This window comes from Stieleria maiorica, from assembly GCF_008035925.1.
GTDB classification, from domain to species: domain Bacteria; phylum Planctomycetota; class Planctomycetia; order Pirellulales; family Pirellulaceae; genus Stieleria; species Stieleria maiorica.
Genome location: NZ_CP036264.1, coordinates 5,318,052 through 5,332,478, shown reverse-complemented (window position 1 = coordinate 5,332,478; position 14,427 = coordinate 5,318,052). Strand labels below are relative to the sequence as shown.

General features: G+C 59.9%; 10 protein-coding genes. 4 read left to right on the top strand and 6 right to left on the bottom strand.

The window, feature by feature from the left end:
* Positions 1 to 168 precede the first annotated feature (168 nt).
* The 3 genes from zwf to Mal15_RS18050 form a co-directional block, all read right to left on the bottom strand.
* Entirely contained in the window at positions 169 to 1,629 is a 1,461-nt protein-coding gene (zwf, locus tag Mal15_RS18065; protein WP_147869053.1) for a glucose-6-phosphate dehydrogenase, read from the bottom strand.
* A 276-nt stretch (positions 1,630 to 1,905) separates the two neighbouring features.
* Positions 1,906 to 2,376 (bottom strand): thioredoxin-dependent thiol peroxidase, encoded by a 471-nt coding sequence (gene bcp / locus Mal15_RS18060; protein ID WP_147869052.1) that lies wholly within the window; start codon positions 2,374 to 2,376, stop codon positions 1,906 to 1,908.
* 1,714 nt (positions 2,377 to 4,090) lie between these two features.
* On the bottom strand, positions 4,091 to 4,294 hold the full coding sequence (locus Mal15_RS18050; RefSeq protein WP_147869050.1) for a hypothetical protein: 204 nt from the start codon (positions 4,292 to 4,294) through the stop codon (positions 4,091 to 4,093).
* A gap of 61 nt (positions 4,295 to 4,355) precedes the next feature.
* On the opposite strand from Mal15_RS18050, the gene Mal15_RS18045 reads away from it, so the two are divergent.
* The 4 genes from Mal15_RS18045 (at position 4,356) to Mal15_RS18030 (ending at position 11,265) form a co-directional block, all read left to right on the top strand.
* On the top strand, positions 4,356 to 5,228 hold the full coding sequence (locus Mal15_RS18045; protein WP_147869049.1) for a hypothetical protein: 873 nt from the start codon (positions 4,356 to 4,358) through the stop codon (positions 5,226 to 5,228).
* Entirely contained in the window at positions 5,228 to 6,691 is a 1,464-nt protein-coding gene (locus tag Mal15_RS18040) for an NAD(P)/FAD-dependent oxidoreductase (protein ID WP_233902866.1), read from the top strand. The genes Mal15_RS18045 and Mal15_RS18040 overlap by 1 nt, the downstream gene beginning before the upstream one ends.
* A 108-nt stretch (positions 6,692 to 6,799) precedes the next feature.
* Positions 6,800 to 7,783: a 2-hydroxyacid dehydrogenase gene (locus Mal15_RS18035; protein ID WP_147869047.1), complete on the top strand. Its 984-nt coding sequence runs from the start codon at positions 6,800 to 6,802 to the stop codon at positions 7,781 to 7,783.
* 332 nt (positions 7,784 to 8,115) lie between these two features.
* On the top strand, positions 8,116 to 11,265 hold the full coding sequence (locus Mal15_RS18030) for a serine/threonine-protein kinase (protein ID WP_147869046.1): 3,150 nt from the start codon (positions 8,116 to 8,118) through the stop codon (positions 11,263 to 11,265).
* Positions 11,266 to 11,411: 146 nt separating this feature from the next.
* Here the strand turns inward: Mal15_RS18030 and Mal15_RS18025 are convergent, their stop codons facing one another.
* From Mal15_RS18025 to Mal15_RS18015, 3 genes are read right to left on the bottom strand one after another with little or no spacing between them, the layout of a single operon-like run.
* The gene (locus Mal15_RS18025; protein ID WP_147869045.1) at positions 11,412 to 12,443 is read right to left on the bottom strand and encodes an HlyD family secretion protein; all 1,032 of its coding nucleotides are present in this window, start codon (positions 12,441 to 12,443) and stop codon (positions 11,412 to 11,414) included.
* The gene (locus Mal15_RS18020) at positions 12,440 to 13,216 is read right to left on the bottom strand and encodes an ABC transporter ATP-binding protein (protein WP_147869044.1); all 777 of its coding nucleotides are present in this window, start codon (positions 13,214 to 13,216) and stop codon (positions 12,440 to 12,442) included. Before Mal15_RS18020 ends, Mal15_RS18025 begins: the two co-directional genes overlap by 4 nt.
* Positions 13,213 to 14,340, bottom strand: a complete 1,128-nt coding sequence (locus Mal15_RS18015) for an ABC transporter permease (protein WP_147869043.1) — start codon at positions 14,338 to 14,340, stop codon at positions 13,213 to 13,215. Before Mal15_RS18015 ends, Mal15_RS18020 begins: the two co-directional genes overlap by 4 nt.
* Positions 14,341 to 14,427: the final 87 nt, after the last annotated feature.

The window sequence follows — 14,427 nt, the reverse complement described above, 5'->3', positions numbered from 1 at the left end:
TACGACCCTTGCCCGGTTTAGGGACAAAGTCTAGTCGATTGCCGCCACTTGGTTTTCGGCTGGGCTGGGCTGAACAGTCGCCGTCCTCTCCGAGGTCGGCGTGGGGCAAAGCGTTGCTTTTTCGCGGACGCCGAGTTCGGAGAACACGGCGACTGTTGGGACAATGGACTATGGATGCGTCAGCACGGGGCAGACGTCGAACCACTCGCGGTGGTGTTGATTGCCCATCCACTCGTTCGCTTCCGGGGGTCCCCACAATCCGGGCGTGTATTGGAACAACTCCGGTGCGGCGGGGCTTCGCCAGGCGGCCAGGATGGGGTCGATGATTCCCCAGGCCAATTCGACTTCATCGCTGCGGGCGAACAGGCTGGCGTCGCCCAGGACGGCATCGAGCAGCAAGCGTTGATAGGCGTCCGGCATGTCGCCTTTGGAAGATTGGTTGAAATCGAAGTCCAGCGTGCTGGTTCGCGTTTTCATTTCGCTTTCAGGCACTTTGGACTCGAAGTGCAGCTGAATCCCTTCGGCCGGCTGGATCTGCACGACCAATCGATTGCCGACCGGGCTGCGGGTTTTCTGCCCGAACAGGATGTGGGGCACGTGGCGGAACTGGATCACGATTTGTGTCGTTCGGCATGACATGCCTTTGCCGCTACGCAGATAAAACGGGACGCCTTTCCAGCGCCAGTTGTCACAATACAGCTTCAGCGCCGCATAGGTTTCCGTTTGACTGCCGGCCGGCACGCCCTCTTCCTTCAAATACCCTTCGTATTGGCCACGGACGGTGTTGGAGGCGAAATCCGCACCGGTCATCTTGCGGACGCTGTGCAGTACCTTGACTTTTTCGTCACGCACCAACGCGGCGTCGTACTTCGCCGGCGGTTCCATCGCCGTGATCATCATCAATTGCAGGATATGGTTTTGAAACATATCACGCAGGATGCCGGCGTTGTCGTAGTAGCCGGCCCGTCGCCCGATGATCACCTCCTCGGCGACCGTGATCTGGACGTGATCGACGTAGTTGCGGTTCCAGATCGGTTCGAAGATCGAGTTGGCGAAGCGAAGCGCAAAAATGTTTTGGACCGTTTCTTTGCCCAGGTAGTGGTCGATCCGATAGATCTGGTCTTCGCGGAAGACCTTGTGGATCGAATCGTTCAGCGCACGCGCGGTCGCCAGATCGGTGCCGAACGGTTTCTCGATGATCACCCGTCGGAAGCCGTCGGTATCGTCGGCCAACCCGGCGGCACCGAGCTGTCGAATCGCCTCTTCGTACAACTGGGGCATCGTCGACAGGTAGTACAGCCGTCCCGATGGTTCTCCCTGTTCGATTTCGTCCAGGAACCTAGCCAAGGCATTGAAATCCTCGGCGTCCTTGATGTCGCCCGGCTGGTAGTAGACGTGCTGAGAGAACTCGTCCCAGGTCTGGGCGTCGAAAAGTTTTCCGGCAAACTTCGCGACCGACTCGCGGAGTGAATCGCGAAACTGTTGGTTTTCGAACCGCGAACGTGAGACCCCGACGATTCGAACCACGTCGTCCAACTTGTTCTTTTTGAACAAGCTGTACAGTGCGGGGATCAGTTTGCGACTGGTCAGGTCGCCCGAGGCACCAAAAATGACGATCGTGTGAGCCATGGCAAAGGCAATTGCAGCGCGGAGAGAAAGGGGTCGCGACGCCAGAGCGTTCCCACGAAGGGTAGCCCGCGGTGTAATTCGTTGCCAGGGGCCTGCGTTCGTCGCGGGCCGGACTTGGACGACGTCCTTTCCAAACCATCGCTTGGTACGATGGCCCTTCCGAGCCGTCGCGGCGAAGCACTGTACGATGGCCCTTCCGGACCGTCGCGGCGACGAACTGTACGATGGCCCTTCCGGGCCGTCGCGGCGACGAACTCGAGGGCGTCCCTGGCCGCCTTACAGTTCTGCTAGGGCGTCGATCACCTGCTGGTCGTGACCGTCGACCTTCACGCGTTTCCAGACCTTGGCGACCTTGCCGTCGGCATCGATCAGATACGTGCTGCGCTGGATCCCCATCGATTTCTTGCCGTACATGTTCTTCTCGCGCCAAGCCCCATATTTTTCCAGCATCGCGTGCTTCTCGTCGACCAACAGCGGGAAGGGCAACGAATACTTGTCGCGGAATTTGGCGTGGCTTTCGGCCGAATCAGCACTGACGCCAAACAGCTGTGCCCCCAACTCTTTCATTTCATCGTACCGATCACGAAACGCGCAGGCCTCTTTGGTGCAACCGGGCGTGTCATCGCGTGGGTAGAAATACAACACGACGGGATCGCCTTTGAGATCGCTCAGCTTGACCTTGTTGCCCTGGTCGTCTTTCAGGGTGAATGCGGGAGCTTTGGTACCGGGTTCAAGCCAATCAGCCATCAAAGAAATCCTCGGGGGAAAGTCACAAGAAATCACGTCGTTTCGTCGCTGTCAGCGGGAAGCGTCCATAGGAATCCTATCACCAGCCACTGGCTCACGCCACGTGCTGGTATCAATCAGCCGTTTGGCGCGAGCCTACGGGCCCCGGCTCGTTTTCTTGGTGTGGGATGCCCGTACGCTCGCGCGAAGCGGCTGATCCCACGTGAGATCGGATGAAGTCAACAAACCGGTCGGCGAGCGGCCCATCAGCCTCCCGTCGGCGTGCCCCCCATCATTCTGCCATCCAGCAGCAGTTTTCCACCCGGCTTTCAATCACACGGGTGGCTTCCCATCGTTTTGCCCCTGCCGTCCTAGCGCCCCTCGAACCAACGAAAAAAGCCCCGATGGCTTTCGCAAACCATCGGGGCTTTCGAGATATTCGCTTCGAAATCGGAATCGGCTCGGAGCGTTGCACAGCGGACTCGGATAACTCGCCAGGGAGAAGATGCGAGTCGTTTCCTTGTCAGCCGGTTGGAGCAGGGTGCTTGGCGGGAACTCCTTGAGGAATGTCGTCCCGATCCTCGGCATCTCTCAGTTCAGTCTCAGTTGCATCCGCAAGGAGCAGCGACTTCGCATCCGCAAGCCGGCTCGATGATTTCGCAACCGCAAGTCGGCTCAGCGGCACAACCGGAGTCGCAACCGCAGCAGCTTTTCTTGCTGAACAGCTTCTTCAGCAGGCCGAAGTGGCTTTTCTTGGGGGCACAGCAGCTGTCGCATGCGGGGACTTCGCAACCGCAAGTCGGGGCAGCGACTTCGCATCCGCAAGCCGGTTCAGCGGCACATCCGCAAGGAGCAGCAACTTCGCAACCGCAAGCCGGCTCGATGTCGCAGCAACCGGCGTCGCATCCGCATCCGCGGTGCTTGCCGAACAGTTTGGCGAGCAATCCGCCACGCGGTGCACAGCCGCTGTCGCAGCCGCAGGGATCAACGACTTCGCAGCCGCACATCGGCTCAGCTGCACAGCCACAGGGTGCGGCCACTTCACATCCGCAGGCAGGCTCGCACGCGACTTCACAGCCACAGGCGGGTTCTGCACAGCAGCTGTCACAGCTGCTCTTACAAAGTTTGTCCAACAGGCCAAACGCGCTTGCGTTTGACGAAGTGCTTGCGACCAGTGCGACGGCCAACAAAGCAGGAACGATTACACGACGCATCGTGATTCTCCATGAATTAGATTTGGAAGGGTCTTGCCAGCGCTTCGGCTGCTGAATCGGTGGTGGTGGTGACCCGTGCCGGTGAGCACTTGCCAGATCGTGTCTTGCTATTTCGATCATCACTCGCCGACACTACCGTTTGGTTTTGCAGCGTTTGCTTCACGAGTCCCTCGGATCATTGATCCGTGGTCTTTCGTGCAGAAGTGGCTATCGTCCTGCGGGCATCAGCTCCCCTTGTTTTCCTGACAGAATTGCCCGCCAAGGACTCCCCGGCGGTCACGTCACAACGGCTCGCCCGGACGTTCCGGATATGACAGTTTCAACGGGCCCCGGCAGCCCCAGTTGAATGATCAGCGAGAGTAGGAACACGCCCGGGGCATCGACGCCAGGAGTGAGAGAACCTCCCTTGGGGCGAGGGGAGGGCGCGCCCCTTCGATCAGCCGTCTGCGCCAGCCTGCGGACATTTCATCATTCTGCCCCGAATCATTCTGCCATCCCTCTGCGGACTCCCGCCAACGCAATCAGACGTCGCGACCGGTTAGCGACATCAGCCACATCAACAGCGCGGCCAGGGTCAAGATCGTGATCAACGCTCCCAACGACAGCCGCTTACGAATCGGCGTCGCGTCCGGGATTACTCGCGGTTGACCGCACCAGGGACACTCGGTGACGCGCGCATTGATCCGCGCGTTACAATTCAGGCATTCTTCGATCGCTTGCTTCATCGTCCCCCGTTCGCCTCGCTGCCTGTTTGCTTTTCCACACGCCCACCTTTCTACAAGCCGCTTGTCCGCAGTCCTCGATCCCAGCCGTCCCTACGCCTTTTTAAATGAGCGCGAACCGGCGCGCGACGCTCACGGTCAGCGATCGGTCGCCACGGTCGCGACCGTCTTTTTGACCGCCAGCCGATGTCCGATCGGTTGCTCGATGTGTGATCTGCATCGAAACACCTTGCCCGGACCGTCACAGCCCGGCGCGATCCCCGATCAAATTCGCCACGCCCAGACTCGGCTGAAATCGTCCAACTGGATCAAGCTGTACAACAGCGGCAATTTCTTCGATCCGTCCAGTATACCGCCACGGGACTACGCAGAAATCGGACAAATTTGCGCAGGGTACGACCGTGTGATCATCGAAAACCACCCTCGATTCGGCGCTCGGCGCCATGAAGCGTTTCGCGATCTCATTTCCGGAACGCTTGAAGTCGCGGTGGGATTGGAAACCGTCCAGCCCAGGATCTTGAACCGTTTGGGAAAGCAGATGTCGCGCGATGATTTCGATCGCTACGCGTCGTTCTTACGCTGGCGCCAGATCGATCTCCGCGTGTTTCTGATCGTCGGCGCACCGCAGCTGTCGGTGAAAGAATCGCTCCGGTGGGCGCGCCTGTCGGTCCGGCATGCGATCCATTCGGGCGCGCGTCACATCAGCTTGATTCCCGCGCGATCCGGTCACGGATGGAACGGCATGGCGGAGTCCCTGCCCGAGATCGATTTGGAGCATCTGGCCGAATTGTACGATGATTCGCTGACGGATCTGGGAACAACCGCGTGCCTGTCGGTCGATCTGTGGGACATCGACCGTGACCGATTGAGTGAACAGCGACGCCGCCTGTTGGATCGATTCCAATCCGCCATCCTTGATCAGCAGGCCAGCCGGTGATGGACGGTCGATTTGATGTCGCGATCATCGGTTCCGGGTTTTCCGGTTCGATTCTGGCGAGAATCTTGGCGTCCCGCGGTCGACGTGTGGCGCTGCTGGATGCCGCGACGCATCCGCGATTCGCGATCGGAGAATCATCGACGCCGATTGCGGACTTGTTGCTTCGGCGTCTGGGCCGGCAATACGGTTTTCCGGATTTGGAAGCTCTTTCTGCCTATGGAAACTGGCAGCAATCGTTGCCCGAGTTGGCATGTGGGATGAAGCGTGGATTCAGCTACTTCGATCACCGAACGGGGATCGTTGAATCTCGCTTGGGCGAGCGTTCGATGATCGTTGCGGCCAGCCCCAGCGATTGGAAAAGCGATACGCATTGGTACCGCAGCGACGTCGATGCCTTCCTGTTTGCCAAGGCGGTCGAAGCCGGAGCGGTCGCTCAGGAGGGCGTCGCCGTGACGTCGCTGGAGTTGTCCACCGCGGGGGACGCACGCATCGGATTTGCGTCCGGCGATCAGGTTGCCGCTGCGATGGTCGTCGACGCCTCCGGTCCGGCCGCGGTGTCGGCGCGATTGCTGGGCGTCGCTCCGTTGACCGATCGGCTGCAGACCAAGACCTGTGCGGCATTCGCTCATTTTCGCGGCGTCGATTCCTACTCCAGTGTGTTCAATTCAATTCATGGCGACGGGCGCGGCTGCGATCCCTTCGATGCCGATGCCGCAGCGCAACACCATTTGATCGACCAGGGTTGGGCCTGGATGCTGCGATTGGACAACGGCATCACCAGCGTCGGGATCACGTCGCCTCTGCCCGCCGATGCCGCGACCCGTCACGACACGGTCGATCGGGCCGTCCAGATTCTGGCCGATCGTTTCAGCGCTTACCCGACGCTGCATCAGATCATGCGAAACTGCGAGATCGTGGCGCCGCATTCGACGATTCACACCATCGGCCGTTTGCAGCGTTTGTACGATCCCGTTGTCGCGGAAAACTGTGTGATGATGCCGACGACCGCCGTTGCGATTGACCCGCTTCACAGCACGGGGATCGCCCATGCACTGGCCGGCGTGGAGCGATTGGCGGGGTTGATCCTTACGCCCGATCGAGGCGATGGTGTCCAACGCTATCGCGAGGTGATTCTTGGCGAAGCATTCCATCTGGACCAAATCGTCGCGTTGGGCTACCGAGCGATGCCCTCGTTTCGGCGGTTCGCAGCTTCCTGTATGGTCTACTTCGCCGCCGCCATTGCCTGCGAAGAACGCATCGGTCGCGGTGACGTGCCAACCAAGTTGTGGCAAGCCGATCAGGAACGGTTTGTCGCGGCAGTCGGTCGCTGTGCCGAGTGGGTTGATTCTGACGCGGATGACAATGAAGTGGTGCGTCGGATGCGAGAGCTGATCGAACCCTGGAACACGGCGGGGTTGTTCGACAGCGTCGGAAATCGCTACGCCTACACCGCGACGAAGTAGGTTTGGGGCAGTGGATAGAAAAATGGGGTAGAAAAATGCAGGCTGGAGGAGGAAAAAAGGACAAGAAAATGGGTGACAAGAAAATATTGGCCAAACCTGAAACTTGATATGAGATCTCCGAAGGTTCTTTTGACACGACGCTTGCCGCCTGATTCGATGGAGCGGTTGAGTGCCGAGGCACACCTTTGTCATGGCGACTTGGATCGTGCACTGACGCGCGAGGAATTGATCGATGGCGTGCGTGATGTTGAGGGGCTGATTTGTTTATTGACCGATCAGATCGACGCGGAGGTATTGGATGCCGCTGGGAACCTGAAGGTCGTGTCGAACTACGCGGTCGGCTACAACAACATCGACGTCGATGCCGCGACGCAGCGAAACGTTGCGGTCACGAACACGCCGGGTGTGTTGACCGATTGCACCGCCGACATGGCGTGGGCGCTGCTGATGGCCTCGGCCCGGCGGGTCACCGAAGGGGATCGTTTGGTGCGTTCGGGCCAGTGGACCGGCTGGGAACCGCTTCAAATGCTCGGCGCGGAAGTGACCGGAGCGACGATCGGCATGGTCGGATTTGGCAGGATCGCCAAGGCGATGGCCAAGCGGGCATTGGCGTTTGACATGCGCGTCCGCTACTGGAATCGCACCCGGCTGACGGTCGCGGAGGAACGCGAACTCGGGGTGGAATATCGAGCACTGGACGAGTTGCTGGGCGAGTCGGATTTTGTTTCCATTCACGTCGCGCTTTCGGACCAGACCAGGCATCTGATCGGGAAACCGCAGTTGGAGAAGATGAAGCCGACCGCCACGTTGATCAATACGGCGCGTGGAGCGGTGGTTGATGAAGCGGCGCTCGTCGAGGCGCTCCGCGAGGGGAAAATCGCACGGGCCGGCCTGGACGTTTTTGAGCGGGAGCCGACGGTGCATCCCGAGTTATTGACGCTGCCCAACGTGGTGCTCGCCCCCCATCTGGGCAGCGCCACCGTCCAGACACGCACCCGGATGGGCGAGTTGGCGATCGAAAACTGTCTGGCCGCCTGCCGCGGCGAGCGTCCACCCCATCTGGTGAACCCCGACTGGACGCCTCGCCAGTGAGACGAGTGAGCGAAGAAAATGCCAGCGGGAAGCGTCACGGCCTGTTGATTTAGTCCGATCACACGTGGGATCAGCCGTTTCGCGCGAGCGTACGGGCTTCCTCTACCAAGAAAACGCACTGGCGCCCGTAGGCTCGCGCCAAACGGCCGATTAAATCAACGGGCCGTGACGCGGCGTGCTGGCATCGCGGGGCGGGTGCGCGCCGCAATCGGCCCCGATCGACCGGATCATCCGGTACAGGCCCCATCGCCCGGCCGGGCGAAAGCACCGATTTCGTTGACCGATTCCGGGTCCACGAGTAGGATTCAGCCTAGGCCGGTGCGAGCAGAACGATGGATTTCCTTGGGTGCGGGTTTCCTTGGGTGCGGGTTTCCTTGGGTGCGGGCCAGTTACGCGTCAACTTGATGGGCGTGCTCTTCAAATGTCTGGCGATGGAAAACCAAGAACCAACGGCTAGCGATTCAACCGTCCACCGAACGCCCGAGCAGTCGGTCGATGGTGGCCGCGACCCCCTGGAGATGGAGCGCACGACCGACGAAGTGTTTGCGGTGCGGCAGTCTCCCAAAGGCCGATCGGCCAGACTCGCGGACGAAGTGGCATCTGAGGGAGACTTCGCGCCGGGGCTGGAAGAAGCCAAAACCGTGATCCGCCAGGTCGCCGCGGCAGGCGAAAGAAAAAATACCGGCAGCGGGCGCACCCCGGCCGACATCGCCAAGGTGCTGGTCGGTGAGCAGCTGAACCAATACTTTCTCGAAGCCCTGATCGGCGGGGGCGGCATGGGCGCCGTCTTTCGCGCCCACGATCAACAGCTCGACCGCATCGTCGCGCTCAAAGTGATCCCTTTCGTCGGGAACGATCCCGAGTTGCAGCGCCGATTTCGCAACGAAGCACAGAACGCTGCGAAGTTGGATCACCCCCGGATCGCGCGCGTGTTCGACGCCGGCAACTACGACGATTGGCATTACATCGTCTTTGAGTACATCAATGGAACGAACGTCCGCGACTTGGTCGACCACCACGGTGCGCTGTCGCTCGACGACGCCGTTGTATTCACGTCACAAGTCGCCGAAGCGCTTGATCACGCGTCCCAGCGCGGGATCGTCCACCGCGACATCAAACCGTCCAACGTCCTGGTGTCCGATGACGGTTCGGTCAAGTTGGTCGACATGGGGTTGGCTCGCAGCGACAACTTGGAACTCAGTGAAGACATGACCGCCAGCGGTGTCACGCTGGGAACGTTTGACTATATCTCGCCCGAGCAAGCGTTCGATCCACGCGATGCCGACATCCGCAGTGATCTTTATTCACTCGGGTGCACGTTCTATTTCATGGTCACCGGTGAAGCGCCCTATACCGGTGGCACCATGCTTCAAAAGCTGATCAGCCACGGCAATGCACCGTTGCCCAACCCCAAAGTGCTACGTCCGGATCTGCCCGACGAAGCGATCGCGGTGATGCACCGGATGATGGCCAAAGATCCACAATCCAGGTACCAGAACGCGCGGGACTTGCTGGCCGATCTCAGCGAATTGGCGTATCGATTCCAATTAAAGCGTGCGCAGTCCAATGCGGTGGTGACGCTTCCGTCGGGCAACGAAGGCCTACAGCGACTGCAATTGCATCTGCCATGGATGATCGTGGCACTGTTGATCTTGATGATCGGTGGCTACTTGGAGCTTCAATCGACCGCGACGCGGGATGCGTTCGTCATCAATCGCCCCGCGTCGATGAATCGAACGGGTTCGACGCGGCCTTCGTCGCTTTCCTCGTCTGGCGAGCCGGCGGTGAGCGAGCGAGCGACGACGGGCGCCGCCTCGAATTCGGACAACACGCCGGGATTGGCGACCGGAACGTTTTCCGAAAGCAATCCACCGGCGGGCAGATCCGAGACGCCGGGGCTCGGCAATTCGACCAGCCCGGCCGAACGGGGCGGTCGGGACACGATCGAACCATCGACGTCAGACCCCGACATGAATCTTGACGATGTTTCCGAAGCAGCAGCTCGGCCGCCAAGTTTCACCGCCCGGTTGCCGATTCCCGAAACACTCGGAAGCGGTGACGAGCCGCCGTTGACCTCGATTGACGACAGTTCCGCTGTAGCGGCCGATGCGGCGGCGGACATGGAGCCCGATTCAACAGCGTCCGGATTGTCCGCTTCCGCAGCGGGCGGTCTGGCGGCAGCCGGATCGGTGATCGGTGCGGGAAGTCCAGAGATGAACCGGATCAGCGAACAGGCGGGAACGGCATCGGAGGTGTCGCCGACTCGCCCCGTCATGCCAGCCGAACTGCCGCCCCCCCAATCCGTGCGTGTGGTGTCGCCAAGTCTGTTGGCACTCTCGATGCGCGTCGACCAAATCGATCGCGATACCGATGGTGCGATCCTGGTTTCCACCCTGGCTGAAGCGGTTGATCTGGCCATGCGGTTCGGCGTCGGACGTGTGGAATTGGCCACCGCCGAATTGGTCACCGGCCCGCTGGCGATCCCCCAAGACAACATGGTGTTCGAATCGACGGTGGGGCGAACGACCATCCGAATGGTCTCCACCGACACACTCGCGATCGGTCGTAGCGAGATGTTGAACATCGGAAATCACCGCACCCAGTTTCGCAATCTGGACTTTCATTGGGAGCTCGCCCAAGAACAAGTCGACGGTGGTTCCATGTTTGTGGTCAACGACAATCGATTGACACGCTTTCAGAATTGCACATTCACGTTGGTCAACAAAGCGATCCATGATGGGGTGTCGTTCTTCCAAGTTATTACCGACCCCAAGGCACTGCCGGATTCGGAAACCCTGCCTGGCCGTGTCCTCAATCCCAACGAAAATGCATTGCCATTGGTTGCAATCCAGTTGGACAATGCGGTGGTGCGCGGTGAAGCGACGCTGATTCAAATGGACTACGCCGCTGCATTGCAATTGGTCTGGAAAAACGGCCTGCTCGCCATCAGTGGCCGGATGATCGACACGTCGGGGGCGCTTCGACGTCCGACGGTGGTCGCCAGCCCGATTCAGCTGTCGCTACGGGACGTCACGGCCGAAATCCCGCGCGGAATGCTCCGCATGCGACTCGGCCCGGACGGGATCTTTCCGGTTCCGATCGAACGTGAAGCCAATCAGTGTGTGTTCTTGGTCGAAGAGGGCCAGCCACACGTGGAAATCATCGGCGTGGAAACACTCGCCACCGAGCGGCCTTATTTGAAGCTTCGCGGAGAGGACAACGCCTACGTCGGTGCGCCGACGTTGAGCGATCCGGTGTTGTATGTTTCCGATCTCGCCGGAAACTCGTCGGTGTACATGATGGAGGAACTCGCCGCCCAGTCGCTGCCATGGATCGACGAGCGGCGACCGCGCTGGTCGGTCCGCTGGTCGTCGGCACGCTCCCGATCGCAGACCTACCATCGTCTGACGCCGACCAACTATCGCCAAGACGGAGCGATCTACTTCGGATTCCAAGAACCCGATCTGCCGGAGTTGCCCTAGCGCCGATGCCAGCGGGAAGCGTGAGCGAGCGGCCAATGCCAGCGGGAAGCGTGAGCGAGCGGCCCTTGGGGCCTACTCCGCCGCGGACGTTTGCCACTCGCTGACGCGTCGTGCTGGCAGCGCGTGGGATCTGTCGGGGGCGCGTCTTAGTGAATCATCACCTCAACCGGCAAACCGACCGGCAACGTCACGTCCGTCCGCAGATCGATCCAAACCCGCCGCGTGTGCGTTTCGTTGCGCTCCCCGGCCCAACCGCCGTAAATCTTCTTCGGTTCCATTCTCGGTTCAATCTCAACGACGACACCCGAGAAATGCTGTCCCGGCAGCGCATCGGCCGTGACCTCACACGTCTGCCCCAGCGTCACCGTCAACGCGTCGCGTTCGTCCACATCGGCGACGACTCGCAAGCGTTCGGTATTGGAAAGTTCGAGCGCCGCGTCGGGCATCTCGGGGCTGATCCATTCGCCCGGGTTGATCTCCACCGCCAAGACAACGGCAGGGCACGGCGAAACGACCGAGCATCGCTGTAGATCGATCTCAGCCATGTCCAGTTGCGCCTGGGCCGAAGCGATTTCGGCATCGGCCGCCATCAAATCGGCAAGTCGCGGATCGGCTTTGATGGTTTCGTAGCGCTGGTGTGCGGCCTGCAGCAAGGCCAGATTCGCGTCGTGGTCGGCGCGGTAATCTTCGAGCCCTTGCGAGCTAAGCGCATTCCTGGAGAACAACTTGCTCGCCCGTTCGAACCGAGTTTTGGAGCTGTCGTAGCGTGCTTGTGCGGCGATCATCTCTTGTTTAGCCGCTTCAATTTCGCTGTCTCGTGCACCGGCGACGAGCCGCATTCGTTTTGCGCGCGCCGCCGACAGAGTTGCCGACGCGAGATCCCGCTGTGCTTCATAGCGACGCGTTTCAAGTTGAAACAGCACTTGGCCTTTTTCTACTCGTGATCCGCGGGCCACGAAGACCGATTCGATTCGGCCTGGAAACTGAGGCCGGATCAAGACGTTTTCGGTCGTCCCTTCGATTCGACCGGCCGCATGAACCGACGATTGGGCGATCACGGTTTCCGCCTTCTCGGGCAGTGCCGCTGGTCGGGAGTTCGCCCGTTGGTGCTGGTCGGCGATGATCAGGATTCCGGTCCCCAACGCCGCGAATGCTCCAGCAAGAAACAGCTGTCTCATTTGAATCTCCCGTTTTCCATTTCGCAGATCCGATCGGCGTACTCGTAGATCCGAGGATCATGGGTCACGACAACGGTTGAACTGGCGAATTCTTTCGTCAATTGGTGGAGCAGCTCCATCACGGCCTTTCCCGATTTACCATCCAGCGCCGCCGTCGGCTCATCGGCCAGGATCAGCTCCGGTTCATCGATCACGGCGCGAGCCAACGCGACTCGCTGGCATTGCCCGGGACTCATCGACGTCGGCAACGCCTTGCAGTGATCCTGCAGTCCCATTCGGCACAACAGTTCGCCGGCACGATTGCGAGCCTCCCGCATCGCCATCCCTTCCATCGTCAGCGGGATGGCGACGTTGTCTTCCGCCGTCAGCCCGTTGATCAGCTGGAAGCGTTGAAACACGAATCCGATTCGCTGGCGTCGCACCAACGTGCGCTCGACTTCGTCCAATCCGTCGACGCGTCGATCTTTCAGATACAGTTCCCCGGAGTCCGACGTCAAAAGCAGCCCCAGGATCGACAGCAATGTCGTTTTCCCGCTTCCCGACGGACCGGCCAAAAAAACACATTCACCCGGATCGACGTGAAAGTCGATGCCGTCGAGCACCGGCCGAGCTTGTCCGCCGATGACATAGGATTTCGCGATCGCTTTCGCTTCCAGTACAGGTTGCGTTCGCGACGCTGACTTCTGCCCGGCCGCATGCCCCGATCGGCTCGGTCCAAGGACCGGAATGTCAAATGGGGGAGTCGCGCCGGCGTTCGCGTTTGTAAGGCTCATGACTGCAATGCGGTGTGGGGGTCAATGCGTCGAACACGCAAGTAAGGCAATCCGGCCGCGAATAAGCAGATCGCGAAGATCAACACCCCGCATCCGACATACAACATCAAGGGGATTTCGATCGTCGCTCGAGGGGTGCTGAGCAGGGTTTTGAGAATGACGGTGATCACCATGCCGATCGCAATGCCGATCGTTGCAACCAGAGCAGATTGAAGGCCGAGGATGCACAACAGTTCACGTTCGCTGAGTCCGATTGCCCGCAGCGTCGCGTATTCGCTGATTCGATCCAGCACCATCGCGTACAACGTTTGCCCGACCATCACCAAGCCGACCAGCAGTCCCAGCATTGCTGCGGCGCCGAAACTCAATCCGATGCCTGTGCGTGTCATCCAAAAATTGATACTCACGCCCGCATATTCATCGGTTGGCATCGCCTCGACATCCGGCAGCAAGCGTTTGATCTCTTCGCAGGTCCGTTGGCAATCCGCTCCAGGGGCGATCCGAGCGAGCAAATACGACGTCTCCGATGGATCTGAATCTGCCAAGTCGACCGCGTTGTCATAGTCAGTAAAAACGTAGGGAGTCACCAGAAAGCTAAGAATCCCGCTACTCTTTCCGGTCACCCGGACCCGACGACCATTGATCTCCCTCAGTTCACCCACCACTGGTTCAGACAATTTGTCGCTATCACAGCGATCGACAATGACCGCATCGAGTAGATCGAGCGCGTTTTCCGGTCCATCGACAATCCGAAATGCATGTCCCAGATCGGTCGCGTCAGAAACGCCCACTAGGACGATGTTCTCGAATGCTCCGTTGGGAAGCGACATCTCGCCGAACTCAACTCGCAGTGGCTGAACCTCTTCGACGCCTTCGACGCTTGCGACGACATGCCGCCAACGTTCCGGAATCGGGTGTGCGAAGTCGACGTTGTGCATGCCCCGATGGCCGATCCAGATGTCCGCGTTGCTGCGATCGACCAGCACGCTGGCCTTGTTGATCAGTCCAAAGAACAGACCGCCCTGGATATTCACCAACACGACCGAAAAGATCACTCCGACCAACCCGGCAATTAACTTGCCGCGGTCATGAAGAAGAGTGCGATAGGCAAGGTTCCAACGCATCGCACCATATTGGAGAGGAAGCCTGGGGGATTGAGGGTTTCCCCGTTAGTATCGGCTACCCAACCGTCAAACTTTAATTTTCTCGAT